The organism is Microbacterium sp. (genome assembly GCF_051953575.1).
GTDB lineage: Bacteria > Actinomycetota > Actinomycetes > Actinomycetales > Microbacteriaceae > Microbacterium.
The window spans coordinates 1-26,995 of record NZ_JBQCIP010000239.1; the positions used below are offsets into that span (position 1 = coordinate 1).

General features: G+C 72.1%; 25 protein-coding genes. 11 read left to right on the forward strand and 14 right to left on the reverse strand.

The features are described 5' to 3' along the window. The 3 genes from ACTHNQ_RS14520 to ACTHNQ_RS14530 form a co-directional block, all read left to right on the forward strand. Positions 1-454, forward strand: a 454-nt coding sequence (locus tag ACTHNQ_RS14520; RefSeq protein WP_440334467.1) for a DNA-methyltransferase, incomplete at its 5' end; no start/stop codon positions are given. 115 nt (positions 455-569) lie between these two features. Then, positions 570-1,556 carry an LLM class F420-dependent oxidoreductase gene (locus ACTHNQ_RS14525; protein WP_440334469.1) on the forward strand — a complete coding sequence of 329 codons (987 nt, stop codon included), beginning with the start codon at positions 570-572 and terminating at the stop codon, positions 1,554-1,556. A 515-nt stretch (positions 1,557-2,071) separates the two neighbouring features. Next, positions 2,072-2,575 (forward strand): hypothetical protein, encoded by a 504-nt coding sequence (locus tag ACTHNQ_RS14530; protein WP_440334470.1) that lies wholly within the window; start codon positions 2,072-2,074, stop codon positions 2,573-2,575. Positions 2,576-2,665: 90 nt separating this feature from the next. On the opposite strand, the gene ACTHNQ_RS14535 is transcribed toward ACTHNQ_RS14530, so the two are convergent. Both ACTHNQ_RS14535 and ACTHNQ_RS14540 read right to left on the reverse strand, forming a co-directional pair. Beyond that, a complete protein-coding gene (locus ACTHNQ_RS14535; RefSeq protein ID WP_440334472.1) occupies positions 2,666-4,162 on the reverse strand; it encodes a carboxylesterase/lipase family protein in 1,497 nt (498 codons plus the stop codon). A 24-nt stretch (positions 4,163-4,186) separates the two neighbouring features. Continuing rightward, positions 4,187-5,500, reverse strand: a complete 1,314-nt coding sequence (locus ACTHNQ_RS14540) for an MFS transporter (protein WP_440334474.1) — start codon at positions 5,498-5,500, stop codon at positions 4,187-4,189. A 187-nt stretch (positions 5,501-5,687) separates the two neighbouring features. On the opposite strand from ACTHNQ_RS14540, the gene ACTHNQ_RS14545 reads away from it, so the two are divergent. Then, positions 5,688-6,485, forward strand: a complete 798-nt coding sequence (locus ACTHNQ_RS14545; RefSeq protein WP_440334476.1) for a histidine phosphatase family protein — start codon at positions 5,688-5,690, stop codon at positions 6,483-6,485. Between the two features lie 55 nt (positions 6,486-6,540). Beyond that, positions 6,541-7,743 carry an ROK family transcriptional regulator gene (locus ACTHNQ_RS14550; RefSeq protein ID WP_440334478.1) on the forward strand — a complete coding sequence of 401 codons (1,203 nt, stop codon included), beginning with the start codon at positions 6,541-6,543 and terminating at the stop codon, positions 7,741-7,743. An 18-nt stretch (positions 7,744-7,761) separates the two neighbouring features. On the opposite strand, the gene ACTHNQ_RS14555 is transcribed toward ACTHNQ_RS14550, so the two are convergent. Further along, a complete protein-coding gene (locus ACTHNQ_RS14555) occupies positions 7,762-8,418 on the reverse strand; it encodes a TetR/AcrR family transcriptional regulator (protein WP_440334479.1) in 657 nt (218 codons plus the stop codon). Between the two features lie 108 nt (positions 8,419-8,526). Between ACTHNQ_RS14555 and ACTHNQ_RS14560 the strand changes: the two genes are divergently transcribed. The 3 genes from ACTHNQ_RS14560 to ACTHNQ_RS14570 all read left to right on the forward strand — a co-directional run bounded on the left by ACTHNQ_RS14560 (position 8,527) and on the right by ACTHNQ_RS14570 (position 12,752). Then, positions 8,527-9,819: an MFS transporter gene (locus ACTHNQ_RS14560; RefSeq protein WP_440334481.1), complete on the forward strand. Its 1,293-nt coding sequence runs from the start codon at positions 8,527-8,529 to the stop codon at positions 9,817-9,819. A gap of 85 nt (positions 9,820-9,904) precedes the next feature. After that, positions 9,905-12,196: a beta-glucosidase gene (locus ACTHNQ_RS14565; protein ID WP_440334483.1), complete on the forward strand. Its 2,292-nt coding sequence runs from the start codon at positions 9,905-9,907 to the stop codon at positions 12,194-12,196. A gap of 136 nt (positions 12,197-12,332) precedes the next feature. Continuing rightward, positions 12,333-12,752, forward strand: coding sequence for a hypothetical protein (locus ACTHNQ_RS14570; RefSeq protein ID WP_440334485.1), 420 nt, complete (start codon positions 12,333-12,335; stop codon positions 12,750-12,752). 2 nt (positions 12,753-12,754) lie between these two features. Here the strand turns inward: ACTHNQ_RS14570 and ACTHNQ_RS14575 are convergent, their stop codons facing one another. From ACTHNQ_RS14575 to galT, 3 genes are all read right to left on the reverse strand, one after another. Next, entirely contained in the window at positions 12,755-13,597 is an 843-nt protein-coding gene (locus ACTHNQ_RS14575; protein WP_440334486.1) for an alpha/beta fold hydrolase, read from the reverse strand. A 195-nt stretch (positions 13,598-13,792) separates the two neighbouring features. Next, positions 13,793-14,992, reverse strand: a complete 1,200-nt coding sequence (galK, locus tag ACTHNQ_RS14580; protein ID WP_440334488.1) for a galactokinase — start codon at positions 14,990-14,992, stop codon at positions 13,793-13,795. Beyond that, on the reverse strand, positions 14,989-16,170 hold the full coding sequence (gene galT, locus ACTHNQ_RS14585) for a galactose-1-phosphate uridylyltransferase (protein WP_440334490.1): 1,182 nt from the start codon (positions 16,168-16,170) through the stop codon (positions 14,989-14,991). Before galT ends, galK begins: the two co-directional genes overlap by 4 nt. A gap of 73 nt (positions 16,171-16,243) precedes the next feature. Here galT and ACTHNQ_RS14590 point away from each other — a divergent pair, with 73 nt between their 5' ends. Next, complete coding sequence (locus tag ACTHNQ_RS14590) at positions 16,244-17,233, forward strand: LacI family DNA-binding transcriptional regulator (RefSeq protein ID WP_440334491.1); 990 nt, start codon at positions 16,244-16,246, stop codon at positions 17,231-17,233. A 144-nt stretch (positions 17,234-17,377) separates the two neighbouring features. On the opposite strand, the gene galE is transcribed toward ACTHNQ_RS14590, so the two are convergent. Then, the gene (gene galE, locus ACTHNQ_RS14595) at positions 17,378-18,355 is read right to left on the reverse strand and encodes a UDP-glucose 4-epimerase GalE (protein ID WP_440334492.1); all 978 of its coding nucleotides are present in this window, start codon (positions 18,353-18,355) and stop codon (positions 17,378-17,380) included. A gap of 170 nt (positions 18,356-18,525) precedes the next feature. Continuing rightward, on the reverse strand, positions 18,526-19,197 hold the full coding sequence (locus ACTHNQ_RS14600; RefSeq protein WP_440334494.1) for a ThuA domain-containing protein: 672 nt from the start codon (positions 19,195-19,197) through the stop codon (positions 18,526-18,528). A 44-nt stretch (positions 19,198-19,241) separates the two neighbouring features. On the opposite strand from ACTHNQ_RS14600, the gene ACTHNQ_RS14605 reads away from it, so the two are divergent. Next, entirely contained in the window at positions 19,242-20,378 is a 1,137-nt protein-coding gene (locus ACTHNQ_RS14605; RefSeq protein ID WP_440334496.1) for a glycerate kinase, read from the forward strand. A 4-nt stretch (positions 20,379-20,382) separates the two neighbouring features. On the opposite strand, the gene ACTHNQ_RS14610 is transcribed toward ACTHNQ_RS14605, so the two are convergent. Further along, positions 20,383-20,613 carry a hypothetical protein gene (locus ACTHNQ_RS14610; protein WP_440334498.1) on the reverse strand — a complete coding sequence of 77 codons (231 nt, stop codon included), beginning with the start codon at positions 20,611-20,613 and terminating at the stop codon, positions 20,383-20,385. A 1-nt stretch (position 20,614) separates the two neighbouring features. Between ACTHNQ_RS14610 and ACTHNQ_RS14615 the strand changes: the two genes are divergently transcribed. Continuing rightward, the gene (locus ACTHNQ_RS14615) at positions 20,615-21,643 is read left to right on the forward strand and encodes a magnesium and cobalt transport protein CorA (RefSeq protein ID WP_440334500.1); all 1,029 of its coding nucleotides are present in this window, start codon (positions 20,615-20,617) and stop codon (positions 21,641-21,643) included. Positions 21,644-21,679: 36 nt separating this feature from the next. Here the strand turns inward: ACTHNQ_RS14615 and ACTHNQ_RS14620 are convergent, their stop codons facing one another. From ACTHNQ_RS14620 to ACTHNQ_RS14640, 5 genes are all read right to left on the reverse strand, one after another. Continuing rightward, entirely contained in the window at positions 21,680-23,116 is a 1,437-nt protein-coding gene (locus ACTHNQ_RS14620; protein ID WP_440334502.1) for an aldehyde dehydrogenase (NADP(+)), read from the reverse strand. Positions 23,117-23,133: 17 nt separating this feature from the next. Further along, positions 23,134-24,252 carry a mandelate racemase/muconate lactonizing enzyme family protein gene (locus ACTHNQ_RS14625; RefSeq protein WP_440334504.1) on the reverse strand — a complete coding sequence of 373 codons (1,119 nt, stop codon included), beginning with the start codon at positions 24,250-24,252 and terminating at the stop codon, positions 23,134-23,136. Next, positions 24,249-25,148 carry a 5-dehydro-4-deoxyglucarate dehydratase gene (locus tag ACTHNQ_RS14630; RefSeq protein WP_440334506.1) on the reverse strand — a complete coding sequence of 300 codons (900 nt, stop codon included), beginning with the start codon at positions 25,146-25,148 and terminating at the stop codon, positions 24,249-24,251. The genes ACTHNQ_RS14625 and ACTHNQ_RS14630 overlap by 4 nt, the downstream gene beginning before the upstream one ends. Beyond that, positions 25,145-26,104: an NAD-dependent epimerase/dehydratase family protein gene (locus ACTHNQ_RS14635; RefSeq protein ID WP_440334508.1), complete on the reverse strand. Its 960-nt coding sequence runs from the start codon at positions 26,102-26,104 to the stop codon at positions 25,145-25,147. Before ACTHNQ_RS14635 ends, ACTHNQ_RS14630 begins: the two co-directional genes overlap by 4 nt. Further along, on the reverse strand, positions 26,101-26,995 hold an 895-nt coding region (locus ACTHNQ_RS14640), incomplete at its 5' end, for a Gfo/Idh/MocA family oxidoreductase (protein WP_440334510.1). The genes ACTHNQ_RS14635 and ACTHNQ_RS14640, both read right to left, overlap by 4 nt.

Below are 26,995 nucleotides of genomic sequence, written 5' to 3' on the forward strand. Positions count from 1 at the left end.
CGAACTCATCTGGGCGTACGACTACGGCGCCAAGACCCGCAAGCGCTGGCCCACGAAGCACGACACGATCCTCGTGTACGTCAAGGACCCGAAGGCGTACTGGTTCGACTCGGATGCCGTCGACCGCGAGCCGTACATGGCGCCCGGCCTCGTCACGCCCGAGAAGGCCGAGCGCGGCAAGCTGCCCACCGACGTGTGGTGGCACACGATCGTGCCGACCACCGGCCGCGAGAAGACCGGGTACCCGACGCAGAAGCCCGAGGGGATCCTGCGGCGCATCGTGCAGGCGTCGTCGCGACCCGGCGATCGCGTGCTCGACTTCTTCGCCGGCAGCGGCACGACCGGCGCGGTCGCGTCCGCGCTCGGTCGCGACGCCGTGCTCGTCGACCACAACCCCGAGGCCATCGCGGTGATGCGGGAGCGGATGCCGCACGCCCGCGTGGTCGGGGACTGACCGCGGCGACGGCTACGGCGACGGGGACGGCGCAATATACCCCTTCGGGGGAGCGGGCGTCGAGCCTCCGCGGACCGTGCGCTGCGGCATCCGTCGTCGTCCTAGGCTGAGGATCATGCGCTTCGGAACCTTCATCCCCCAAGGCTGGCGATTCGATCTCGTCGGCATCGACCCCGCCGAGCAGTGGGCGGTGATGAACTCCCTCGCGCAGCGCGCCGACGCCGGTCCGTGGGAGTCGCTGTGGGTCTACGACCACTTCCACACCACGCCGGTGCACTCCGACGAGGCCACGCACGAGGCGTGGACGCTCATGGCCGCCTTCGCCGCGTCGACCTCGAACATCCGCCTCGGCCAGATGTGCACGTGCATGGGGTACCGCAACCCCGCGTACCTCGCCAAGGTCGCCGCGACCGTCGACATCGTGTCGGGCGGCCGCACCGAGATGGGCATCGGCGGCGGCTGGTACGAGCACGAGTGGAAGGCGTACGGCTACGGCTTCCCGCCCGTCGCCGACCGGCTGCGCATGCTGCGCGAAGGCGTCGACATCATGAACCAGGCGTGGACGACCGGGCGCGCCACGCTCGACGGCCGCCACTTCCAGGTCGACGGCGCGATCGTGCAGCCGCTCCCGCTGCAGGACGGCGGCATCCCGTTCTGGATCGCGGGTGGCGGCGAGAAGGTCACGCTCAAGATCGCGGCGCAGTACGCGTCGTACACCAACTTCGCCGGCTCGCTGGAGGAGTTCGACCACAAGAGCGACGTGCTGCGCGGACACTGCGACGCCCTCGGCCGCGACTTCGCCTCGATCACCCGCTCGTCGAACTTCAACACCATCGTCGGCGCCACCGAGGCCGAGGCCCGCGACCGCCTCTCGGCCGTCGTCGAGCGGCTGCGTCCGCACGTCGGCGACGAGCGCGCCGCGCACATCGAGCAGGACTACCTGTCGTCGCCCGGCTTCGGCACGCCCGAGCAGGTCGCCGAGCGCCTCGCCGAGCGCGCCGAGCACGGCCTGGGCTACAGCATCCACTACTTCCCCGAGGCGGCGTACGACGTGTCGGGCGTGGAGCTGTTCGAGCGCGAGGTCATCCCCGCGCTCAGCTGAGGAGCGTTGCCGTCAAAGCGGCGGGCTCGATTGCACTGTGGAGCACTTCAGGAGCTCTCACATGCACATCGGGCCCGCCGCTTTGACGTCGACCCGGGCTTCCTCCCCAGGTGCCGAGCCCGAGCGACTCTCCACTGAGCCGCCGGGCGCGGCCCCCTTCCTGCCGGTCAGGCGGGATGCTCCTACACATGCCTGCACCGCCGATGCGCTTTCTGCGTCGGCGCGAACTGATCGCGAGCGGGTGGACCGACCGGGCACTGGCGAGTGCGGTTGCGCGTAGGCAGCTTCTCAAACCACGCGACAACGCGTACCTCCCGCCGGATGCCCCGAGCGACGTCGTGGATGCGTGTGGTCTCGGCGGCCGGCTCACCTGCGTGTCGGAGCTGCGACGGTTGGGAGTCTTCGTGCTCGATCGGGGAGAGCTTCACGTGCATCTGCACCAGAACCGCGTGACCGCGCCAGTTCTCTCACGCCGCGTTCGCCGTCACTGGGACAGGTTGCGACGGACACCGTCCGTGTCTGCCACATCGGTCGAGGTCTTCGACGCCGTGCTGCAGGCCGTCCGCTGCCAGCAGCCGCGCGCTGCGCTGGCGACGCTCGACTCCGCGCTTCATCAGGGCGTGCTGCACGCGGATGACCTCACGGAGTTGTTCGCAGCCGTTCCGAGACGCCATCGCGTGCTGCGGACGCTCATCGACGCGCGGGCGGAGTCCGGGCCCGAGACCCTCGTCCGGCTCATGCTGCGAGCGCTCGGCGCATCCTTCGATGTTCAGGTCCGCATCGTGGGGGTCGGGCGCGTCGATTTCGTCGTCGACGGCTGGCTCATCGTCGAGTGCGACAGCCAGGAATTCCACTCGACCTGGCAAGACCAACGGCGCGACAGACGTCGCGATCAGGCTGCCGCCGCGCTCGGCTACGCCACCTATCGCCCGATCGCCGAAGACATCATGTGGCACCCTCAGGAGGTGCAGGCCGCACTCGCGGGCCTGCTGCGGGGGCGCGCCGCCGGTGCGCGGTGAAACCGACGGGCCAGATCTCGCTTTCACAGCCGAATCAGGCGGTGAAGTGTCGATCGGGCCCGCCGGTTTGACGGTCTGCCGGCTCCGAGGTCAGAGCAGGGGGGCCACGGCGGCGTAGCCGTCGGGGTCGATGCCGGGCGTCGCGCCGCCGAACACGCGGGTCGTGCCGGGAGCCTCCGACCACGCGGGCCAGCCGGGGTCGCCTCCGGTGATGAGGGCCGCGGCAGCGCCGTGCGTCTGGTCGGCGAGGGCCTGCGGCGGGTTCGGTCCCGTCAGCGGCTCGACGCGCACCGAGTCGAGGCAGTCGAACCAGAACGGCACATCGATGCAGTGCACCGCGGCGTCGTTCACCATGCCCGGCTGCGTCGAGCGGAACGCGTACCGGTACACCCAGGTCGGTGCGGCGCCGCGGGCGGTCGCGGCCTTGACGACGAACGTGCGGAACATGCGGTCGGTGATGTACCGGCCGAGCACGGCGGCGTGACCGCGAGCCACGACGTCCCGGTTCGCGGCGAGGTACGCCTTGCGCTTGTCGCCCTTCAGGCCTGACGTGCCGAGCAGGATCGACAGCGGGATCCACCGGAGGGTCTTGGCGGAGCCCGAGACGACCATCGAGAACTCGTCCTCGGTGGCGCCCAGCACGAGCGGCTTGTCGGCGCCGACGCCCGCGGCGATGGACTCCAGCGTCGGACGCGTGATCAGGTCGCCGTCGATCGCCGGGCCGAGCGTCAGGCCCTCGTCGAGGAGCTTCGTGATCGCACCGGCGCCGGACACCTCGGTCGCCGCCTTCTGCGCCTCGAGGATCTTCTCCTCGGGCACGGTCGCCAGGCCGGCCCGCGTCGGGGCGACACCCAGGCGGGCGGCGACGTCGCGGCCGATGCGCTCCCCGGTGGCCGGTGCGACGTCGGCCGTGGCCGCCGACAGCGCCCACACCGAGTGGAACAGGTGCTGGGCCGCCGGCATCCCGAGCAGCGTCAGCACCGCCCCGCCGCCCGCGGACTGCCCCGCGATCGTGACCCGCGACGGGTCGCCGCCGAAGTTCGCGATGTTGGCCTGCACCCATTCGAGTGCCAGCAGCCAGTCGCGGATGCCGCGGTTGGAGGGGGCGTCCTCGATCCAGCCGAACCCGTCGAAGCCGAGGCGGTACGAGATCGACACGGTGACGATGCCGTCGCGGTTGAAGGCGCGGCCGTCGTACCACGGCGACGCGGGGGAGCCGGCGAAGTACCCCCCGCCGTGGATCCACACCAGCACCGGCAGCGCCGCGTCGGTCTCGCCCGGGACGGGCGTGAACACGTTGACGTTGAGCGTCGCCTCGCCCGGCACCGACGGCTCGGGGATGAGGGTCACCCCGGGGTCGCCGCGCTGCGCCGTGGCGCCGTACTCCAGCGCGTCGCGCACGCCCTGCCACGGCTCGGCGGGCACCGGTGCGGCGAAGCGCAGGTCGCCGACGGGCGGCTGGGCGAACGGGATGCCGAGGAATGCGGCGCTGCCGCCGTCGCCCGGCTCGCCCCGCCAGAAGCCGCGCACGCGCCCGGTGGCGGTGTCGGCCTCGGCGTACCGGAGGGTGGTCGTGGTGTCGGTCATGTGAAGGGTCCCTTCTTGCGGACTCTAGCGGACGCCCTTGATGGGCGCCGTGGCGATCGCTGCGAGGATCACGAACACGATCGCGAACACGAACAGCATGGCGTACCCGCCCAGGGCGGAGATGATCAGCAGAGCGATCGACGGGCTGAGCGCCTGCGGGATGTTGGTCGCGACGTTGAGGATGCCGAGGTCCTTGCCCGCGGCAGTGCCCTCGCTCGGCAGCACCTCGGTCATGAGGGCCGCGTCGACCGACATGTAGATGCCGAACCCGACGCCGTTGATGATGCTCATGAGGATCATGCCGGTCATGTCGGGCATGATCAGGGGCATCGCGAGACCGACGACCATGACGACCGTGGCCGCGTAGATGAAGATCTTGCGGCGACCGGCCTTGTCGCTCCACCAGCCCGAGAGGGCGATCGCGACGAGGGTCGGCACGAACGCGACGAGCGTCAGCGTCAGCACGGCGCCCTGGGCCTCGCCCAGCGACAGGCCGATGTACTTCTGCAGCAGGTACAGCTGGTAGGTCGAGACGACGAAGTAGCCGAGGATCAGCAGGAACCGGGCGGTGAAGGCCCAGAAGAAGTCGGGGTGCTTGCGCGGGTTGATCCAGAAGCCCTTGAAGAAGGCGCTCCAGCGGAACGGCTCGACGGCGGCGCCCTTCGACGACCAGTCGCGGTTGATGAGCACGAACAGCAGGGTGACGACGATCACGGCGCCGCCGAACACGGAGTAGGCGACGCCGTACTGGGCGGCCAGCGCGCTCGCGATCATGATGCCGATCGTCATGCCCAGTTGCGTGCCGAGGCCGATCATGGCGCTCGCGCCGCCGCGCTTCGAGCGCGGGAACCGGTCGGCGGTGATCGTGGTGAGCGGTGCCTGCAGGAAGTTCAGCGCCACCTGGATGACGACCCAGAACACGGTGATCAGGGCGAGGTCCTGGAGCGACCCCATTCCGAACAGCAGGATGCCGCCCACGAGCGCGCCGAGGACCATCCACGGGGCGCGGCGGCCGAACCGCGAGCGCGTGCGGTCGCTGAGCGCACCGGCGATCGGCTGTGCGAACAGCGTGAAGACGAAGGAGGTCGTGGTGACGATCGCGAGGTTGGCCTCGCTGTGCTCCTTGCCGAAGAGCAGCTGGATCTGCGTCGGCAGCAGGATGGCGATGAGCCCGCCGTAGGTGGCGAACAGGGTGAGTGCGGCGACCAGCATGCTGGGCAGCAGGGCTCGGCGCGCAGGCGGGCTGGCCGCGGGCTCGCCGGGCGCGGGCGGGGTGCTGCGGATGAGGCCGGTCGGGGCGAGATCGAGCGCGGGATCGGGCGCGGGCTGTGCGGTCATGCTGACTCCTCTTCGTCGAGACGTCTCTTGTGGTCGGGCGTGAAATGCGAACGGCATTCGGGATGAGTGTGCCGCACCGGAGAACAAAGTTCAACACCTGAACTATGTATAACGATCAGGCAACGAGGCCATCCTCCCAATCCCGAATGTCGCTAGCGTTCAGTCCGTTCACATCGAAGGAGATGACATGACCCGACTGATTCCCCGCGTGGCCCTCGCGGCCGTGGCCGTCCTCGGGGCCGCCGCGCTCGGCGGCTGGACCCCCGCGCCCTCAGCGACCGCGCCGACCGCCGCGAACCCGTCGAGCTCGAACCGCGACGCCGTCGTGCAGGTGTACCTGACCCGTCACGGCGAGACGATCCTGAACAAGCTGAAGCTCGTGCAGGGGTGGTCCGACGCGCCGCTCACCGACGAGGGCGTCGCGGTGGCGACGCGAGTCGGCAAGAACCTCGGCGCCGAGATCGGCAAGCTGGATGCCGCCTACTCGGCCGACATGGTGCGCCACTACGAGACGGCGACCCTCATGCTGCAGGGGGCGGGCTCGAAGCTGTCGGCGGTCCGCGACGGGGGCCTGCGCGAGCTGAACTTCGGCGGCTGGGAAGGATCGAAGCAGAGCGCGATGCAGGGTGCGGTCTTCGGATACCTCGGCCAGCACGGACTCGACTTCACGCTCGAGAACATGACCGACGCGATCGTGGCCACCAACCCCGCGCCTGCGCTCCCCGCCGAGGACTGCGACCAGGTCTCGGACCGCATGCAGGCCTCGCTCGACGCGATCGCGGCGGACGCGGCCAAGCACCGCGACGACAAGGTGCTGGTGGTCTCGAGCGGGCTGTCGATCTCGTGTCTGCTGGTCGACCTCGGCGCCGAGGACCGCCTCCCCGAGGGCGGCATCGCCAACGGCGCCGTCAACCTGCTGACGTACAAGGCGGGCGTCTGGACCGTCCAGACGGTCAACGACACGCACTACGCGTCGCAGCCCTGAGCCGGTCGGGGCGGGCCGCGCATCGGCGCCCCCGCCCCGGCCTACGATGGCGATCATGCCTCTCGCGACCCCCGACGTCCGTCGTCACAACCTCGGCCTCGTGCTCGGGCGCGTGCTCGAGGGCGCCGGTGAGGCGCGCGCCGACATCGCCGCTGCGACGGGACTGTCGCGGGGCTCGGTGACGTCGCTCGTGGCCGAGCTCATCGACGCGGGCCTCGTGGAGGAGAGCGATGTCGTGGCCCCGGCCGGAATGGGCCGGCCCCGCACGACGCTCGTGCCGGCGGCATCCGCACCGTGCGTCCTCGTCGCGCTGCTCGACGCCGACCATGCGACGGCGGTCGCCGCGACGTTGGCGGGAGACGAGCTCGCACGGGTGTCGCTGCGCCACGGGCGGCCGATGGGCGACCCCGACGCGATCGTCCGGGTGCTGGCCGAGGCCGTCGACGCCGTCGCGGCTCGGATGGATGCCGTCGCCCGTCGCATCGCGGACGTCTGCGTGGTCGTGTGGGCTCCGGTCGGCGGCTCGCCCGTCCGCGTGCTCGCCGACACCGACCTGGACTGGGGCGAGGTCGACCTGCTCGGGCTGCTCAGGGAGAGGTCTGCCGCCGTCGCCGCGTTCGAGGGCGCCGATCGCGCGGTGCGGCTCCTGACCGACGCCAAAGTGGCGGCGCTGGCGGAGCACGGCGCCATCGGCGGTGGAGCCCTGCTGTACCTCAAGGCGGACTCCGGCATCGGCGGCGCAGTGGTGCTTCCGGGCGTGGAGGAATCGGGCACGCGCGTCCTGGCGGCCGCACTCGGGCACCTGCCCGTGGTGCCCGATGGGGAGCGCTGCGCGTGCGGTCAGCACGGCTGCCTCGTCACCGTGGCGGGACCCGACGTGCTGCTCTCGCGCTCGGGCCTCGGTCCCCTCGCGGCCGAGGAGGGGCTGACGGTCGCGCTGGAGGAGTTCGTGTCGCGGGTGCGTGCGGGCGCTGAGCCGTGCGCGTCGGTCTGGCGGGAGGCGGCGCGCGAGATCGCGCGCACGCTGCAGATCGTCGCGCTGACGGTGGCTCCTGACGTCATCGTGCTCGGCGGGTTCGTCGCGGCGCTCGCCGAGGACGTCGATGCGGTCTTCCGCACGATCCAGCCCCGCATCGCGCAGGCGCCGGTGCTGCCGGTCGCGCCGGTGCTCGGCAGCAGCCTCGGGGCGGATGCCGCGCTGCGGGGTGCGCAACGCGCCGCGCGCACGCGCCTGCTGGCGGATCCGCTGGCGATCTGACCGGAGGCCGGCCGCCCGTCAGGACGTCTGCGCGCCGCCCGGTGCCGCTCGCGGAGAGATGAGCTCGAACAGGGCGCTCACGGTCGCGGCCATGTCGACGTCGGGTTCCAGCATCCACTGCACCTGCATGCCGTCCGCGACGGCCTGGAACAGGCGCGCGAGGACGGCGGGGTCGACACGGTCGTCGATGTCGCCCGACGCCTGACCGGCCGCGATGGCCGTGGCGAAGAACTGGCGCAGGTCGGTGCCGCGCTGCACGAAGTAGTCGTGTGCGGCATGCTCGGGGTCGGCGGCGTCGACCGAGAGCCGGGCGAAGAGGTGGACGAGCCCGGGCACGTCGGCGTTGTGCCGGACGACCCCCAGGTATCCCTCGCGCACCCCGTCGAGGTCGAGGTCGGTGTCGGCAAGCCCGTGTTCGATGTCGCCGCCCGCGCCGAGATTGACGGCATCCAGTTCGTCGCGCTTGCGGAGGATCTCGGTGAACAGCTCCTCCTTGCTGTCGAAGTAGTGGAGGAGTCCTGCCTGACTGAGGCCGACCGCGTCCGCCAGCTCTTTGACGGATGCACCGCGGTACCCCTCGCGAGCGATCACGTCGAGCGCGCGCGTGAGGATCTCTTCGCGCTTGGCCACGCCCTTGGCGTAGGAGCCTCGTCGCCCCTTTCCGCTTTCTGCCATAGGAGAAGTAAACCGAACAGTGCTTGATTTCTCAAAACCTAGTGACATATGGTTTTCTGTCGAGGCGCTCGATGAGGAGCGCCCGCCACCCGAATCAAGGACCCGTCCATGACAGCGCCGTCTGAACCCATCGCACCCATCACCGAGAGAACCTTCGTCGCGACCGCCGCCGGCAACGACGATCCGCCCGTGCCCGTCAAGGGTCTGCGGCGGCTGATGTGGTGGATCATCCCCGCCAACCTCGGCATCTTCCTGATCTGGGGCGCGGTGCCCGGCATCCTCCTGCCCCGCCAGATCGCCCTGCTCTTCGGCGAGGAGAACAAGCTCGCCTCCTTCACGATCGCCGCCACCATCGGCGCGTTCGCCGCCATGCTCGCGCAGCCCATCGCCGGGCAGATCTCCGACCGCACGCGCTCGCGGTTCGGCCGCCGGGCTCCGTGGATCGTCCTCGGCGCGCTCGCCGGCGCCCTCGCCCTGGTCGGCCTCGCGTTCGCGAACTCGCTCGTGGGCATCATCATCGCGTGGACGCTCGTGCAGATCTGCTACAACTTCGCGCAGGGGCCGCTCTCGGCGGTCATGCCCGACCGCGTGCCGCTCAAGCGCCGCGGCACGTTCGCCGCGCTGTCGGGCATCGGTCTCATGGTCGGCGCGCTCGGCGGGTCGATCGTCGCCTCGTTCTTCTTCAACAGCATCGCCCTCGGGTACATCGTCTTCGCGGTGTTCGCGCTCCTCGTGCTCACGCTGTTCGTCGCGTTCAACCCGGACTACCCGAGCACCGGACTGCAGCGCGAGCCGTTCAGCTTCCGCGAGTTCCTCGGCACGTTCTGGGTCAACCCGGTCAAGTACCCCGACTTCTTCTGGGCCTTCACCGGACGCCTGCTGCTGTACACCGGCTACTTCGCCGTGACCGGATTCCAGCTCTACCTGCTCACCGACTACTTCGGCGTCGAGCACCCCGAGCAGATCATCCCGCTGCTGGGATTGCTGAGTCTCGTCGGCATCCTGATCTCGACGATCGTGTCGGGCCCGCTGTCCGACAGGGTCGGCCGCCGCAAGCCGTTCGTCTTCGCCTCGGCCGCGGTCGTGAGCCTCGCCTTCCTGCTGCCGTGGTTCTGGCAGGACATCAACGCCTGGATGATCATGACGTTCATCGCCGGCTTCGGGTTCGGCATGTTCCAGGCCGTCGACACCGCGCTCATGAGCGAGGTGCTGCCCTCGGCCAAGTCGTTCGCGAAGGACCTCGGCGTCGTCAACATCGCCGCCACCCTGCCGCAGACCCTCGCGCCGGGAGTCGCCGGCGCGATCGCGCTCGCGTTCGGGTACGCGGCGCTGTTCCCGGTCGCGATCGTGCTCGGCATCCTCGGCGCGCTCGCCGTCTGGCCGATCAAGGCGACCCGGTGACGGCGGCCCTCCCGACCTCGATGATGGGGGATGCCGGGGGCACCGGCATCCACCCTCCCCACCGACCCCCGATGAAAGGAACTCCATGAGCATCCCCGATGTCACGGAACTGACCCTCGAAGAGAAGGCGTCGCTGACCAGCGGCGCGAGCTTCTGGTACACCAAGCCGATCGAGCGCGCGGGCGTGCCGGCCATCATGGTGACCGACGGCCCGCACGGCCTGCGCAAGCAGCGCGAGGGCGGCGACCACCTCGGTCTCGGCGACAGCGTGCCCGCCACATGCTTCCCGCCCGCTGTCGGTCTCGGCTCGTCGTGGGACGTCGACCTCATCCACCGGGTGGGCGAGGCGCTCGGCACCGAGACGTCGATCGAGAACGTCGCCGTGCTGCTCGGCCCCGGCATCAACATCAAGCGATCGCCGCTGTGCGGCCGCAACTTCGAGTACCTCTCCGAGGACCCGATCGTCTCGGGCGTGCTCGGCGCGGCGATCGTCAGGGGCATCCAGTCGAAGGGCGTGGGCACGTCGCTCAAGCACTTCGCCGCCAACAACCAGGAGAACGACCGCATGCGGGCGTCGTCGGACGTCGATCCGCGGCCGCTGCGCGAGATCTACCTGCGCGGCTTCCAGCGGGTCGTCGAGGACGCCCAGCCGTGGACGGTCATGTGCTCGTACAACCGCATCAACGGCGTCTACGCGTCGGAGGACCCGTGGCTGCTCACGCAGGTGCTGCGCGATGAGTGGGGCTACGAGGGCCTGGTGGTGTCGGACTGGGGCGCCGTCAACGAGCGGGTGCCGGGGCTCGCCGCCGGCATGGACCTCGAGATGCCGTCCTCGGGCGGCGTCACCGACGCGCAGATCGTCGCCGCGGTCAAGGACGGCTCGCTCGACGAGTCGGTCGTCGATGTCGCGGCCGGCCGTGTGCTCGACCTCGTGCGCAAGGCGTCCGAGGGTGCGGGCTCCGTGGCGGGACCGCTCGACGTCGACGCGCACCACGCGCTCGCCCGCGAGGCGGGCGGCCGCTCGATCGTGCTCCTGAAGAACGAGGGCGGCGTGCTGCCGCTGGCCCGTGACGCCCGGGTCGCCGTGATCGGCGAGTTCGCGGCATCCCCCCGCTATCAGGGCGCCGGCTCGTCGATGATCAACCCGACGCGCCTCGACAACGCGCTCGACGAGATCCGGGCGCTGGCGACCGGGGACGTGTCGTACGCGCAGGGCTTCAGCAACGCGCTGCAGGTGTCGGACGACGACGCCACCGCCCTGCGCGCCGAGGCCGTCGCCGCCGCCGAGGCGGCAGAGGTGGCCGTGGTGTTCCTGGGGCTGCCGGCACGCCTGGAGTCCGAGGGCTACGACCGCGAAGACATCGACCTGCCCGCCGCGCAGCTCGAGCTGCTAGACGCGGTGCTCGACGCCAACCCGAACACGGTCGTCGTGCTGTCGAACGGCGGCGTGGTCGCGCTGCCGTTCGCCGGTCGCGTGCCCGCGATCCTCGAGGCGTGGCTGCTCGGCCAGGCAGGCGGCGGCGCGACCGCCGACGTGCTGTTCGGCGAGGTCAACCCGTCGGGCAAGCTCACCGAGACGATCCCGGTGCGCCTGGAGGACACCCCGGCGTACCTCGACTTCCCTGGCGAGTTCTCGCACGTCCGCTACGGCGAGGGCCTGTTCGTCGGCTACCGCTGGTACGACGCGCGCCGCATGGACGTCGCGTTCCCCTTCGGCCACGGCCTCTCGTACACGAGCTTCGCGTACGGGGATGCTGCAGCCCAGGTCGACGCGGACGGCGATGTCGAGGTGACCGTCGCCGTCACCAACACGGGTCCCGTGGCGGGCCGCGAGGTGGTGCAGGTGTACACCAGCCTGGAAGGGTCGCAGGTGCAGCGCGCCCCGCGCGAGCTGAAGGCGTTCGCCTCGGTCGCGCTGCAGCCGGGCGAGACGCAGACGGTGACCCTCACGGTGCGCCGCCAGGACCTCGCGTACTGGGACATCCGCGCCGACCGCTGGGTCGTCGAGGGCGGCTCGTACACGGTGTCGGTGGGAGCATCGAGCCGCGACATCCGCTCCAGCGTCGAGGTGGCGATCGAGGGCGACGCGGTCACGCTGCCCCTCACGCGCACGTCGTCGCTCGGCGAGGTGCTGCGTCACCCCGTCGCGGGTCCGATCGTGCAGGCGATGATCGCGCAGGCGATGGGCGGCATGGCCGACAGCGCGGCGTCGATCATGCCCGAGGGCGTCGACATGTCGAAGATGATGGAGTCCTTCCCCATCGGGCGCATCGGCATGATGGCGGGCCTCGCCGGCGACGGCGCGGGCGCGAGCCCCGAGATGATCGACGGCCTCATCGCCATGGCCAACGCGGGCGGTGTGCCCGCGCAGGCCTGATCCTCGGATCACTGGATGCCTCGACCCGGGCCTGCGAGCAGGCCGGGGTCGAGGCATCCGTCGTTTCCGCTCGCCCCGCGCCCACCGCGGGCGCTAACGTGTGGCTGACCTGCACATTCGAGGATGAGGAGCGGCGATGCGCGCACGCGGTCGGACGATCGGGATCGTGGTGACGGTGCTCGCGATGGCGGGGCTGACGGCGTGCTCGACGGCGGAGGAGCAGCCGGCGTTCCTCGCCGGTGAGCAGACGGAGCAGGACCGTCTGCCGGCGGAGGCCGACTTCGACGGCCTCCAGGCGTCGAGCACCCGGTATCTGGGCGAGGACTCGCACGGGGACGCCTACTACGCCGCACTGCGGACGAACGACGGCGGGCGCGACGACACGTGTCTTCTCATGTTCGACGGCGAGGGGTGGGCGGCCGGCTGCGCGGCATCCCTTCCGATCGCGGTGTCGAACGGGGTCGTGAAGGCGACGCTGTACGACGCCGACGTCGAAGTGCCGGGGAGCGGCGAAGCCGTCGGCGACCACGTGCGTGTGACCACCGACGGCTCGTAGCCTCAGTCCGAGAGGAATGCCAGCAGCGCCTCGTTCACCTCGGCGCCGTGGGTCCACAGCAGGCCGTGCGGCGCGCCCTCGAGCTCGACGTAGACGGCGTTCGGCAGCAGTTCGCGGAAGCGCCGTGCCGTCTTGTCGATGGGCAGGATGTTGTCGGCCGTGCCGTGCAGGATGAGCGTCGGCACGTCGATCGCGGGGATGTCGGCGCGGAAGTCCGTCGGCCAGGTGAGCGGCGCCGCGGCGATCGCGGTGTTTCCGGCGAGGTTGGCGACCTGCACGCTCGCGTCGACGGCCTCTTGCGAGATGCGCGAGCCGAGCGTGTCGTCGAGGTTGTAGAAGTCCTTGAAGAACCCGGCGACGAACGCGTACCGGTCTTCGCGCACCGACTGGGCGATGCCGTCGAAGAAGGACTGCGGGCCGGCACCGTCGGGGTTGTCGTCGGTGATGAGCAGGAACGGCTCGAGCGAGCCGAGGAACGCCGCCTTCGCGACGCGCCCCGAGCCGTAGCGCGACAGGTAGCGGGCGATCTCGCCGGTGCCCATCGAGAAGCCCACGAGCACCGCGTCGCGCAGGTCGAGGTCCTCGATCAAGGCGTGCAGGTCGGCGGCGAACGTGTCGTAGTCGTAGCCGTCGCCGGCCTTCGTCGATGCGCCGAACCCGCGGCGGTCGTAGGCGATCACGCGGTAGCCGGCATGCAGCAGGGCCGCCTGCTGCTTGCCCCAGGACTCGCCGTTCAGGGGGAACCCGTGGATCAGCACGACGGGCTGCGCCTCGGCCGGTCCCTGGTCGGTGTAGTAGAGGTCGACGTCCACCGAGTTCTCGGTCCCGACGGTGATGTGCACCACGATCGCTCCTTCCGGACCGCGATGAAGGGATGCCGCGGCCCTGCGTCCGACGCTAGGCCGCGGCATCCCTCACCGCCAGTGCGTGTGTCGCCGCGCGACGAGTCTTCACGCGCCGTTCAGCCACCTCCGGAACCGCGAAAGGATATGTTTACGCCGCACGGAGACGCGGAAACACAACCATTCGCGAACCCTGGGTCAGTCGCGGGCCGCACCTGCGGACGGGGTCACCGTGAAGATCGTGGGTGGCGCGAACCCGGCCGCCGCGAAGGCCGCGGTGGCGGCTTCCCGCACGTCCTGCACCTTGTCGTGGGCGACGAGGGCGATCGCCGCGCCGCCGAACCCGCCGCCGGTCATGCGAGCGCCGAGGGCGCCGGCCGAGAGCGCGGCCTCGACGGCCGTGTCGAGCTCGGGCACCGAGATCTCGAAGTCGTCGCGCATCGACGCGTGGGATGCGACCAGCAGGTCGCCAATCGCGGTCGGGCCCTGTTCGCGGAGGGTGCGGACCGTGTCGAGCACACGCTGGTTCTCGGTGACGACATGGCGCACGCGGCGGAAGGTGACGTCGTCGACGAGCTCGGCCAGGCGCGGAAGGTCGTCGACCGACACATCCCGGAGTGCGGGCACGCCGAGCGCCGCCGCGCCGCGCTCGCAGGCCGCCCGGCGCTCGCCGTAGCCGCCGGTCGCGTGCGAGTGCTTGACGTTCGTGTCGATGACGACGAGCTCGAGCCCGGCCTCGGCGAAGCCCAGGTCGACGACCTCGGCCTGCAGCGAGCGGCAGTCGAGGAAGATCGCGGCGTCGGGGCGGCCGAGCATCGACGCCATCTGGTCCATGATCCCGGTCGGCGCCCCCACGGCCTCGTTCTCGGCGCGGCGGCCGACCTTCGCGAGCGCGACGCGGTCGAGCTCCAGGCCCCACGTGTCGGCGAGGGCGACGGCGGTCGCGCCCTCGATCGCAGCCGATGACGACAGCCCTGCGCCGACGGGCACATCCGAGGCGAACGCGAGGTCGACGCCGCTGACGTCGGCGGGGTCGGTTCCGGATGCCGCCAGCAGCGCCCACGCGACGCCCAGCGGGTAGCGGGACCACTCGACGATGTCGTCGCGCTGGTCGGGGAACACGACGTCGAGGGCGTCGAGCGCCACCTCGGCGGTGACGTCGTCGAACGTCGACGCGACGCGCACCCGGAAGACGCCGTCGGTGCGCGGCGCCAGGGCGACGTGCGTGCGGTGCTGGATGGCGAACGGCAGCACGAACCCGTCGTTGTAGTCGGTGTGCTCGCCGATGAGGTTGACGCGGCCCGGCGAGGACCACGTGCCGACGGGCGCGTCGCCGAACCGCTCGGTGAACAGGGCGCGGGCGGCGTCGGTCGCGTTGCGGGTGGCGGCGGGGGTCACAGGGTCTCCTCGGGGATGGACGCGACGGCATCGCGCAGCTTCGCGGCGGCCGTCTCGGGCGGGATGTCGCCGATCCAGGCGCCCATGGCGGCCTCGGAACCGGCGAGGAACTTGAGCTTGTCGGCGGCGCGCCGGGGCGACGTCAGCTGCAGGTGCAGGCGGGCCGTGTCGCGGCCGCGGCGCACCGGCGCCTGGTGCCACGCGGCGATGTACGGCGTCGGCGAGTCGTAGAGCGCGTCGACGCCGCGGAGCAGCCGCAGGTACAGCGGTGCGAGCTCGTCGCGCTCGGCGTCACTGGTCTCGGCGAAATCGGCGACGTGACGGTGAGGCAGCAGGTGGATCTCGATCGGCCAGCGGGCGGCGAACGGCACGAACGCCGTCCAGTGCTCGCCCTCGAGGATCACGCGCTCGCCGGCGCGCTCGAAGTCCAGGATGCGGTCGAAGAGGTCGTGGCCTTCGCGGTCGATCGAGGCCAGCAGGCTCGTCGTGCGCGGCGTGATGTACGGGTAGGCGTAGATCTGGCCGTGCGGGTGGGGGAGCGTCACGCCGATCGCCTCGCCCCGGTTCTCGAACGGGAACACCTGCTCGATGCCGGGGAGGGCCGAGAGCGCCGCCGTGCGATCGGCCCACGCCTCGATCACCGTGCGAGCGCGGGTCGGGGTGAGCGAGCCGAACGAGCCGGAGTGCTCGGGGCTGAAGCACACGACCTCACAGCGGCCGACGCTCGTGCGGGTGCGGCCGAGGCCGGGGGCGACGAGGTCGTCCAGGTCGCGGGGGGCGTCGACGCCTGCCGGAGCGTTGCCATGAGCCTCCGCGAGCGCCGGCCCGAACGACGGCGACTTGTTCTCGAACACGGCGACGTCGTAGAGCGACGGGATCTCGGACGGGTTGGCGGGCGTCTGCGGGGCGAGCGGGTCGAGTTCGGCGGGAGGCAGGAACGCCCTGTTCTGACGCGCCGCGGCGATCGACACCCAGTCGCCCGTGAGCACGTCGCGACGCATCGTCGCCGTCTCGGGGCGCGGGCCGAGCTCGCGCGCATCGATGGCGCGGTCGGGGCCGAGCGTCGTGCCCGGGTCGTCGTAGTAGATCAGCTCGCGACCGTCGGCGAGGCGGGTCGGACGCTTGACGACGCCGGCGCCGAGGGCGACGGCATCCGTCCCGAACTGCGGTGTGTTCACGTCAACACGGTAGCAACGGCGCTATGTTATCGTCAACACGAATCGGGGGAGCATGACCGCCAGGCGAATATCCATGGCAGACGTCGCCGAGCGCGCCGGCGTCTCGGGGCAGACCGTGTCGCGCGTGGTCAACGGCAGCCCGCGCGTCGACCCCGACACCCGTGCCCGCGTCGAGGCCGCGATGACCGCGCTCGGCTACCGGCCGCACCGCGCCGCGCGGGCACTGCGGACCGGGCGCACCCAGACCCTCGGCCTCGTCGTGTCGACGCTCGCGTCGGTCGGCAACTCGCGCATGCTGCAGGCGGTGGCGGATGCCGCGGCCTCGCGCGGCTACGCGCTCACTGTCGTGACGCTCGGCGCCGACACCGGTGTCGCCGAGGCGTTCGAGCGTCTCGCGGAGCAGGGCGTGGACGGCGCGATCGTGCTCAACGAGGCCACCGCGCGCGTGCGCGGTGCCGACGTGGGGGCCGCGGGACTGCGACTGGTCGTCGTCGACTCGCCTCGCGACGACCGCCTCGGCTGGGAGCAGCAGTACGGCATCGTCGAGACCGACCACGCCGGAGGGGCCGGAGCGGCCGTGCGCCACCTGCTCGGGCTCGGGCATCGGACCGTGCACCACCTGGCCGGGCCGGAGGGCTCGTTCGCGGCGTCCGAGCGCGAGCGCGGCTGGCGCGCGGCCCTCGAGGCCGCGGGAGCGCCCGCGCCCGACCTCGTGCGCGGCGACTGGACCTCGGCGTCGGGGCACGGTGCGGCATCCGCCCTCGTCGGGGCGCGAGCCACCGCGGTCTTCGCCGCGAACGACCAGATGGCGCTCGGACTGCTGCGGGGGATCGCCGAGGCGGGCCGCGCCGTGCCGGGCGACGTCAGCGTCATCGGATTCGACGACGTGGCCGATTCCGCCGACTACCGGCCGCCGCTCACGACAGTGCACCAGGACTTCGACACCCTCGGCGCGCGTGCCGTCGCGGCCCTCGTCGACGGCATCGAGGCCGGCGCGCCCGCCGCGTTCGAGACCGTGCCGACGCGGCTCGTCATCCGTGAGAGCGCGGGTCCGGTGCGCTGAGGTCGCGACGGTTCTCGAAGGGCCGCTGTCTCGGAGCCGCCGGGTGGTGCGGCCGGGAAGGCGGCGCGTTCTCCGAACTCCGGATCCGAGACGCGGATGCCGGCGCCCGAGCCCGGCCGCCGGCATCCGCCATCGCACGAAGGGTCAGCCGGCGTTGCGGCGGGCCTCCCAGCCGGTGCGGACCATCTCGTCGACGGTGTAGCGGTTCTTCCAGTCGAGGTCACGGGCAGCGAGCTCGCCCGTCGCGACGATGCGGTCGGGGTCGCCGGCGCGGCGCGGCGCGATCTCGGGCGTGAAGTCGATGCCCGTGACGCGGGCCATGGCGTCCATGATCTCGCGCACGCTCAGGCCGTTCTGCGAGCCCAGGTTGTACGCCGGCTCGAGCGGCTCCCCGGCGAGCAGGCGCTGCGCGGCGGCCACGTGGGCGGCGGCGATGTCGGCCACGTGGACGTAGTCACGAACGTTCGTGCCGTCCGGAGTGTCGTAGTCGTCGCCGTTGATGCGCGGCGTGCGGCCGTCCAGCAGCGCCTCGAACACGAGGGGGAAGAGGTTGTGCGGGCTCGTGTCGTACACCGACGGGTCGCCCGATCCCACGACGTTGAAGTACCGCAGTGCGGTGTGGCGCAGCGGGTGCTGCGTCTCGGCCGTCGCGATGCCCTGGTCGCGGATGAGCCACTCGCCGATGAGCTTCGACTCGCCGTACGGCGACGCGGGGCGCTTGGGCAGGTCCTCGGTGACCAGCGGCACGTCGGGGGTGCCGTACACGGCGGCCGATGACGAGAACACGAGGTTCGACACTGCCGCGTTCTGCATGGCCTGGAGCAGCGACCGGGTGCCCTCGACGTTCTGCGCGTACGTGTGCAGCGGACGCTGCACCGAGACGCCGGCGTACTTGAAGCCGGCGAGGTGGATGACCCCGACGACGCCGTGCTCGCGCAGCGTGCTCTCCACGAGCGCCGTGTCGAGGATCGAGCCGTTCACGAACGGCACCCCCTCGGGCACGAACTCGGCGTGGCCGCTCGACAGGTCGTCGATGACGACGGACGCCAGGCCCGCCTCGGCGAGCGCGCGGACGATGTGGGCGCCGATGTAGCCGGCGCCTCCGGTCACGAGCCAGGACATGTCACTCCAGGGGTGGGGGGGGCGGGTTCGCGTTCCATTGTGCCGGGTCGCGGGTGGATGCCTCGTCCGCGGGCTGCTCGGGCGGCCCCGGGTAGGAGGGCTCGCTGACGCACCGGGACTCGCCGTGCCGGCGGCCGCTGGGCCGAGAGTCCCGTCTTCGCGCGCGGCGGTCAGCGGCGTGAGGCCCAGCGCGCTGCGCGCTGCAGCAGGGCCGCAAGGGCGGGGGAGTCGTACGCGCGTTCGTCGTGTCCGAGCGAACAGGCCACGGCGCGGGTCGGATGCTCGCGCACCCACACGGCCGGGTGCTCGGCGCCGTCGACCTCGTGCACGGCGAGCACGCGGGCATCGGCGTCGACCACGAGGTCGCAGTAGCGCTCGTCGAAGACATCGAGGTGCGGCATCCCGGCGGTGATCTCGTGGTCAGCGTCGAGGATCCGCACGCGGGCGTCGCCGATGGGCGGATGCCACGAGGCGCCGGGCACCCATTCGCCGCCGATCGCCGCGCGCCAGGCCGGGAGGTCGCGCAGGGTCGACAGGGCGGCGTGGATGCCGACGAGTCCGATGCCGCGCGCGATCGCGGCGATGAGTCCGGCCGAGGCGGCCGTGTCGACGAACGGCTCGCCGCCGTTGCGCCACGGATCGCCGGCGTTCACGACGAGCAGGTCGACGCCGTCGAGGTGGGCGAGGGCGTGATCGACGTCGTGGTCGACATCGGCGTCCCAGCCGTCTGCGCGCAGGATCGTGGCGATGCGCGCCGACGTCGCGGGATAGGGGTGCCACGGGTCGGCATAACGGCCGGTTCCGGTGGCGATGAGCGCACGCGGACGCTCCGTGGGTACCATGTTGAGCAGGATAGCGCTTTCCATGGCGTGGATCGAGGAGAACCATGGCACGCACCGTCGTGATCGCCCCGGACTCGTTCAAGGGCACGATCGCGGCCGCCGCGGCGGCGGCGGCGCTGGCTCAAGGCTGGCGGAGCGAGCGCCCGGCCGACGACGTGCGCCTGCGGCCGATGGCCGACGGCGGCGAAGGCACCGTCGATGCCTTCGCGACAGCAGTCCCCGGCGCCCGGCGCATGCCCGTCACGGTCACCGGTCCCGAGGGCGACGAGGTTGAGGCCGCATGGGTGCTGCTGCCGTCGACGCCCGATGCGCCCGCCGGGACCGGCGTCGTCGAACTGGCGAGCACGAGCGGCATCGAGCTGCTCGGCACGCCGCCGAGGCTGCGCCCCTTCGACGCGCACACCCGGGGGTTCGGAGAGGCGATCGCGGCCGCTCTGGCGCACGGCGTCTCGCGTCTCGTGCTCGGGATCGGATCGAGCTCGTCGACCGACGGCGGAGCCGGCATGCTCACCGCACTCGGCGCGCGCTTCGCGGACGCCCACGGCACACCGATCCCCGGCGGTGCCCGCGGACTCGCGGGTGTCTCGAACGCCGACCTGTCGGGCCTGCCGGCCCTTCCGCCCGGGGGTGTCACCGTGTTGAGCGACGTCACCAACCCGCTGCTCGGCGCCCGCGGGGCTGCGTCCGTGTTCGGGCCGCAGAAGGGCGCCTCGCCCGACGACGTCGCCGTGCTCGACGCCGGCCTCGCCCGCTTCGCCCGGGTGCTGGGCGCCGAGGCTCCGCATGCGGAACCGGATGCCGCCGGCGCCGGCGCGGCCGGAGGCACCGGCTTCGGCCTGCTGGCGTGGGGCGCGAGCCTCGTGCCCGGCTCGGCCGCGGTCGCGGAACTGGTGGGCCTCGACGACGCGGTGGGCGCGGCATCCCTCGTCATCACGGGCGAAGGGTCGTATGACGGGCAGTCCGACGCGGGCAAGGTGCCCGCGCACGTGCGGGCCATCGCGGCCGCGGCAGGAGTGCCCGTTGCGCTCGTCGCCGGGCGCATCGCGACGGATGCCGACGTCTCAGGCTTCGCCGCCACGGCGTCGCTCACCTCGCTCGCCGGCTCAGCCGAGGCCGCGATGGGCGATCCTGCGCGCTGGCTCGTCGCGGCGGGCGCGGCGCTCGCCCGCGCCGTCGGTTGACCTCTCAGGCGGCGTCGCCTAAGGTGGCGGAGGCCGATTCGGCCTGAGACCAGGAAGGCGGGTGATGCGCGATGTCCAGTGATAGTCGCCGCGCCACCGTTTCGCCTTCGATGGTCGGCATCTCGATGCACTGATCCCTCGCGAGCGAGCGGTGGCGCCGGTGCGCGCGTCTGCGCGCACCCTCTTCGCGGCGCCCTTCGGCGCCGTGCCGACGCGGGCAATCGAGGTGAATCATGATGGCCCTGATCGACAACGCCGTGTACGTCCAGGGGCGACGCACACAGGACCCGTCGAACCTGAACGAGACGTACGAGGTCATGCGCGACCGCGGCGGGATGGCCTGGATCGGGCTGTACCGCCCGACCGCCGTCGAGGTGCGCTCGATCGCCGACGAGTTCGGGCTGCATCCGCTCGCGGTCGAGGACGCCCTGACCGGCCACCAGCGGTCCAAGCTCGAGCGCTACGGCGACACGCTCTTCGTCGTGCTGCGTCCCGCGCGCTACCTCGACGCGGCCGAGGAGGTCGAGTTCGGCGAGCTGCACGTGTTCGTCGGGCCGGACTTCGTCGTGACGATCCGCCATGCCGAGGCGCCGAACCTCGGCAAGGTGCGCCGGCGGCTCGAAGCCGCCCCCGACCTGCTCGCGATGGGGCCCGAGGCCGTGCTGTACGCCGTGCTCGACGAGGTCGTCGACGAGTACGGCCCGGTGATCGCCGGGCTCGAGAACGACATCGACGAGATCGAGGACCAGCTCTTCGGCAACGCCGAGGCCGACGTCGAAGCGGTGTCCCGCCGCATCTACGACCTGTCGCGCGAGGTCATCGACTTCCAGCGCGCCACGCAGCCGCTCGCCGGGATGCTGGAGGCGCTGCGCCGCGGATCCGACAAGTACGCCGTCGACCTCGAGCTGCAGCGGTACCTGCGCGACGTGCTCGACCACGTGCTGCGCATCGTCGAGCGCGCGGGCGCGTTCCGCTCGATCCTCGAGAACGCGCTGAACGTCCAGTCGACCCTCGTCGCGCAGCGGCAGAACGAAGAGATGCGGCGCATGAGCGAGGCCGGTCTCGCCCAGAACGAGGAGATCAAGCGCATCTCGTCGTGGGCGGCCATCCTCTTCGCGCCGACCCTCATCGGCACCGTGTACGGCATGAACTTCGACCACATGCCCGAACTGCACTGGACGTACGGGTACCCGTTCGCGCTGGTGATGATGCTCGGTCTGGGATTCGCGCTGTACGGCGTCTTCAAGTTCAAGCGCTGGCTCTGAGCCCCACGCCCGCGGGCCGCGGGCGTCGGACCCGGGTCAGGGCACCCGCAGCACGCCGTTGCGCCGGTGGGGGAGGTGCGCGAGCGCCTCGTCGCGCAGCACGTCGGGCAGCATCGCCGCCGGCGCGTCCTGGAACACCACCGGTCGCAGGAACCGGCGGATCGCCGACGCCCCCACGGAGGTGTGCAGCGAGGTGGTCGCGGGCCAGGGGCCGCCGTGGTGCTGCGACCACGTCACCGCGACCCCCGTGGGCCAGCCGGCGAACAGCACGCGCCCGGCCCTGCCGGTGAGCCCCTCGAGCACCTGCGACACCTCGTCCGACGGCTCGGCGTGAAGGGTCGCGGTCAGCGATCCCGGGACCGCCCGCAGCGCCTCGAGCAGCTCCGCCTCCGAGCCGTACCGCACGAGGAGGGTCACCGGCCCGAAGCACTCCTCCAGCAGCACCGAAGGACGCGCGGCGACGGCGGCGGCATCCGTCGACAGCACGACGGGCTGCGCCGTCCCGGGCTCGCCCGAGAGTCCCTGGGCGACGACGGCGACGGACGGATCGGATTCTAGGTGCGCGACGCCGGCGGGGAAGGCGGCCGCGATGCGCTCGGTGAGGAGCGCGCCGCCGGCCGCGCCGGCGGCGAACCGTGCGACGAGCTCTTCGAAGCCTGCCCCGGCGGGCACGAACACGACGCCCGGCTTCGTGCAGAACTGGCCGGCGCCGAGCGTGAACGAGCCGACGAGGCCCTGCGCGAGCGTCTCGCCGCGCGCGGCGACGGCCGCCGGCGTGAGCACCACGGGGTTCACCGAGCCCAGTTCGCCGTAGAACGGGATGGGGTCGGGTCGGCCGGACGCCAGGTCGAACAGCGCGCGACCGCCGCTGAGCGAGCCGGTGAAGCCCGCCGCCTGGACGACGGGATGCTGCACCAGCGCGTTGCCGGCCTCGCGCCCTTCGACGAGCGCGAGCGAGCCGTGGGGTGCTCCGGCGGCGACGAGCGCCTCTGCGACGATGGCCGCGGTGCGCGCCGACAGGCGCGGGTGGCCGGAGTGCGCCTTGCCGAGGCCGGGGTTGCCGCCGGCGAGAGCGGAGGCGGTGTCGCCGCCGGCGACCGAGAACGCGAACGGGAAGTTGGACGCCGAGAATACGGCGACCGGCCCGACGCCGGTCAGCATGCGGCGAAGCTCGGGACGGGGAACGGACGCGTCGGCGTCGTCGACGGTGAGCTCCAGGTAGGAGCCCTCTTCGACGACGGCGGCGAACAGCCGCAGCTGGCCGGTCGTGCGCCCGACCTCGCCGCGCAGACGCGTCTCGCCGAGGTGCGTCTCGGCGTCGGCGATCGCGACGAGCTCGTCGAGGTGGGCGTCGAGGGCGTCGGCCGCGGCGCGCAGCCACGATGCGCGCGTGGCAGCGTCGGCGGCGCGCCAGATGGGCGCTGCCGCGGCGGCGGCCGCGGTGACGGCGTCGAGTTCGGCGGTGGTGGTCATGGCGGGTTCCTTCTCGGTCAGCGGAAGCGGATGCCGAGCCCGACGTGCGCCGTCTCGGTGAGGGTCGCGTCAGCGATGCGGACGGGTGACGGGCCGTCGAGCGCGCCGAGCGCGCCGAACCCGGCGTCTTCGACGTCCTCGGCCATCGGGGTGTCCGCCCCCGATGCGACCGGCAGCGTCAGGGCGAGCTGCCCCGACAGCTCGGGGAGCAGATGCGGGTGGAGGGTCGCCCCGTGCGTGACGGCGATCTCGGCGATGCCCAGGAACGGCGTGATGCCGCCGACGCGCACGACGTTCGGCTGCACGATCTGCGCCGCGCCGGCCCGGAGGAACTCCGCGAACCGGTACGCCGTGTGGAGGTTCTCGCCGAGGGCGATCGGGATGCCGCTCCCGGCCGCGAGGCGGCGCGCGAGCTCGGCGTGCCCGGTGAGGTCGTCGGCGCGCAGGGGCTCTTCGATCCACGCCGGATCGTAGCCCGCCAGCAGTTCCAGCGCGCCCGTGGCCTGTGCGAGGTCCCAGCGCTGGTTGGCATCGATCATGAGGGCGCGGTCGGGGCCGAGCACCTCGCGCACGGCTGCCAGGCGGTCGGCGTCCTCGCGCACGTCGGGGCGTCCGACCTTGACCTTCACCGCGTCGAACCCCGCGTCGACCCACCGTCGCACCTGGGCGACGAGCTCGTCGAGCGGGTAGTGCAGGTTCACGCCCGAGCCGTAGGCGCGCACGGAGCCGCGGCGGCGTCCGAGCAGCTCCGACACCGGCATGCCGCGCGCGCGGGCTCCGGCATCCCACAGCGCGAGGTCGAGCCCCGCGAGCGCGATCGTCGTGACCCCGCCCCCGCCTGCCTCGTGCAGATGCCGCCAGGCGTCGGCCCACAGCGCGGACGGATCGGCGGTGCGTCCGACCGCGAAGGCCGCGATGTCATGCGCGAGCAGCGCGTGCACGGCCCGGGCGCCGATCTGCGGCGTCCACGAGAAGCCCCAGCCCTCGGCCCCGTCCGAGCGCACGACATGCGTCGCGATCACGCCGACCGCCGTCACGTCGGCGCCCCAGGGGCGGGTGAGCGGCACCTGGATCAGTCGCGCGTCGAGCGACGCGATCGTCGTGCCGGCGGCATCCGCCCCTCCGCCCGTGCTCACAGCAGCGCCCGCCCGGCGGCCAGGATCTCGGCCAGCCGGTCCTGCTGCGCAGACGTCGGGTCGACCAGCGGTGCACGCACCGAGCCGACCGGCAGGCCGGCCAGCCGCAGGCCGGTCTTGATGAGCGAGACTCCGAAGCCCGGCGTCTCGTCGCGCAGGCGGACGAGGGGCGCGTAGAAGCCGTCGATGAGAGCGTTGCGCCGCTCCTCGTCGCCAGTGACGTACGCGCGGTAGTAGGCGTTGGCGACCTCGGGGATCATCGCGAACGCCGCCGACGAGTACAGCGGGATGCCGATGCCGCGGTACGCGCCCTGGGTCAGCTCGGCGGTGAGCAGGCCGTTGAAGAACGCGAAGTCCTCACGGCCCGAGGCTTCGACGGCGCGCACGATCTGCTGCGCGAGGCCCACGTCGCCGACACCGTCCTTGAAGCCGACGACCTTCGGGTTGCGCGCCAGCTGCCGCACCGCGTCCACCGAGAACTGCGCGGTGGCGCGGTGGTAGATCACGACGGGAAGATCGGATGCCGCCGCCACCGCCTCGACGTACGCCACGAGCCCCGCCTGCGGGCCGCCGACGAGGTACGGCGGCAGCACGAGCAGCGCGTCCGCGCCGGCGTCGGCGGACGCACGGGCCAGGGCTTTCGCGTGCCCGAGCGGACCGCCGGTGCCCGCGACGACGGGCACGCGCCCGGCCACGGTCTCGGTCGCGACCTGAACGACGCGCGTGGCCTCCGCGGTCGAGAGGGCGTGGAACTCGCCCGTGCCGCACGCCGGGAACACCCCTCCGGGCGCGTGCCCGAGCGTCGTCGCGATGTGCCGGCGCAGCACGTCCTCGTCGACGCGGTCCTGCGCGTCGAACGGCGTGACGGGGAAGAAGAGGATGCCGTCGAAGTTCATGCCGGCACGTCCTTTCGAGCGGGGTCGGGTGCGGGCGGTGCGCCTGCCGGAACGGCGGACGGCTCGTCGAGCTCGCCGCGCCAGGAGTGCGCCGGGCGCCAGCCGAGCACCCTGCGGGCCTTGGCGTTCGAGAACGCCGGGGTCGTGCCGGTGAGCCCGGCGGCGAGCTCCTCGGTGCCCGGGTAGAAGCGGGGCACGAGATCGGCCAGCGGCTCGCGGGCCAGCGCATCGTCGGCGGCGACGAAGAACGTCTCGCCGTTGGGGATCTCGGGGAGCGCCTGCAGCAGCGTGTCGGCGAACGCGGCGACATCGCGGGCATCCACGTAGTTGAAGATCGCGGGCGCCGACAGCGCGGGGTCGTCGAGCCGCTCGCGCACGGTGTGCCCCTGCTGCGTGAGGGCGCCGGCCCACTCCTCGGGGGCGATGACGTAGCAGGGGCGGAACGCCGCGAACCGGGTGGCGTCGCCCGTCTGCCGCGCCAGCATCGCGATCGCCTCTTCGATCAGCAGCTTCGACAGGGCGTACGCGTTCCACGGACGGGCGGGGGTGTCCTCGTCGAGCGGGAGGCGGTCGGGCAGCCATCCCGTGGGCGCTCCGTAGCCGAGCACCGTCGGGCTCGACGCGGCGATCACACGGGGGATGCCCGCCTTCACCGCACCGCCGAGCACCGACACGGCCAGTCCCGCGTTGGTGCGCATGATGACGTCCTCCGGCGCGCTGAACGGCACCGCGATCGCGGCGAGGTGGATGAGCGCGTCGGCCCGGGTCTCGACGAGTGCGGCGGCTGCGGCATCCGCATCGCTCAGATCGATCGCGACCTGCGCGACGTCCGCGAGCTCGGGTGCGTCCGAGACGACGCGGTCGAGCGAGACGAGGTCGTGACCGGATGCCGCGAGCCCCGCCACGAGGCTGCGCCCGAGCCTGCCGGCGCCGCCGGTGACGGCGATGCGGGTCATGCCTGCGACGCCGCCACGTCGGAGGCGAGGAAGCGGATGCCGAGGTCGGCGACCTGCACGGGCAGGCCGGTCGCCAGGGACCGGTTGCCCGCGATGCCGACGGCGATCGAACGGACGCCGTCGCGCCAGTCGGCCGGACGCGCCAGCGGGTCCTTGCCCGGACCCTCGAACACGTCGGCGAGGAGCAGGGCGTCGCCGCCGCCGTGACCGCCGTCGCCGCCGTCGATGGGCACCTCGTAGGCGGCCTCCCAGTGCTTCTGCACGAGGAGCCGCTCGCCTTCGGGGCGCAGCGATCCGGAGAGGCCGGTGTCCACGGCGGACGGGTCGAGCACCGGGTGCAGCCCCTCGTCGGCCAGGACGGCGCCGCGTTCGACGACCTCCAGCTCGGCGCGGCCGAGGGTGCCGTTGACGGCGACGCGATAGCCCTCCCACGGTGCGTGGGCGTTGAGCGAGTACGACAGCGTCGCACCCGAGGCGTAGTCGACGACGAGCGCGAGGTTGTCTTCGATGGTGATGCCCTCGCCGAACACGTCGCGGTCGCGCAGGTACCCGTCGTGCTGCTCGGCGTCGAGGTACAGCGCCTTCAGCCGCTCGTCGTCGCGCAGGTCGAGCTCGAAGGCGTCGCCCCCGTCGTGGGTGCCGCGGGCGGGGCGATCGTGGATGCCGCGGGCTGCCGCGTTCTCGGCGCCGTAGAAGCGCAGTCCGCCCGAGGCGTACACACGGCGCGGCGCCGAGCGGATCCACCAGTTGACGAGGTCGAAGTGGTGGCTGGCCTTGTGGACCAGCAGACCGCCGGAGTGCTCCTTCTCGCGGTGCCAGCGGCGGAAGTAGTCGGCGCCGTGCTTGGTGTCGAGCATCCATGAGAAGTCGATCGACGTCACCTCGCCGATC

Bases quoted from the DNA above. Each gene is read 5' to 3' on its own strand.
- ACTHNQ_RS14545 (WP_440334476.1), top strand. From the start codon at position 5,688: ATGACCCGACTGATTCCCCGCGTGGCCCTCGCGGCCGTGGCCGTCCTC.
- ACTHNQ_RS14635 (WP_440334508.1), bottom strand. From the start codon at position 26,104: ATGACCCGCATCGCCGTCACCGGCGGCGCCGGCAGGCTCGGGCGCAGC.
- ACTHNQ_RS14555 (WP_440334479.1), bottom strand. From the start codon at position 8,418: ATGGCAGAAAGCGGAAAGGGGCGACGAGGCTCCTACGCCAAGGGCGTG.
- ACTHNQ_RS14610 (WP_440334498.1), bottom strand. From the start codon at position 20,613: ATGATTCACCTCGATTGCCCGCGTCGGCACGGCGCCGAAGGGCGCCGC.
- ACTHNQ_RS14540 (WP_440334474.1), bottom strand. From the start codon at position 5,500: ATGACCGCACAGCCCGCGCCCGATCCCGCGCTCGATCTCGCCCCGACC.
- ACTHNQ_RS14615 (WP_440334500.1), top strand. From the start codon at position 20,615: ATGGCCCTGATCGACAACGCCGTGTACGTCCAGGGGCGACGCACACAG.
- ACTHNQ_RS14605 (WP_440334496.1), top strand. From the start codon at position 19,242: ATGGCACGCACCGTCGTGATCGCCCCGGACTCGTTCAAGGGCACGATC.
- ACTHNQ_RS14620 (WP_440334502.1), bottom strand. From the start codon at position 23,116: ATGACCACCACCGCCGAACTCGACGCCGTCACCGCGGCCGCCGCCGCG.
- ACTHNQ_RS14550 (WP_440334478.1), top strand. From the start codon at position 6,541: ATGCCTCTCGCGACCCCCGACGTCCGTCGTCACAACCTCGGCCTCGTG.
- ACTHNQ_RS14560 (WP_440334481.1), top strand. From the start codon at position 8,527: ATGACAGCGCCGTCTGAACCCATCGCACCCATCACCGAGAGAACCTTC.
- ACTHNQ_RS14535 (WP_440334472.1), bottom strand. From the start codon at position 4,162: ATGACCGACACCACGACCACCCTCCGGTACGCCGAGGCCGACACCGCC.
- ACTHNQ_RS14525 (WP_440334469.1), top strand. From the start codon at position 570: ATGCGCTTCGGAACCTTCATCCCCCAAGGCTGGCGATTCGATCTCGTC.
- ACTHNQ_RS14570 (WP_440334485.1), top strand. From the start codon at position 12,333: ATGCGCGCACGCGGTCGGACGATCGGGATCGTGGTGACGGTGCTCGCG.
- ACTHNQ_RS14600 (WP_440334494.1), bottom strand. From the start codon at position 19,197: ATGGTACCCACGGAGCGTCCGCGTGCGCTCATCGCCACCGGAACCGGC.
- ACTHNQ_RS14565 (WP_440334483.1), top strand. From the start codon at position 9,905: ATGAGCATCCCCGATGTCACGGAACTGACCCTCGAAGAGAAGGCGTCG.
- ACTHNQ_RS14590 (WP_440334491.1), top strand. From the start codon at position 16,244: ATGGCAGACGTCGCCGAGCGCGCCGGCGTCTCGGGGCAGACCGTGTCG.
- ACTHNQ_RS14630 (WP_440334506.1), bottom strand. From the start codon at position 25,148: ATGAACTTCGACGGCATCCTCTTCTTCCCCGTCACGCCGTTCGACGCG.
- galE (WP_440334492.1), bottom strand. From the start codon at position 18,355: ATGTCCTGGCTCGTGACCGGAGGCGCCGGCTACATCGGCGCCCACATC.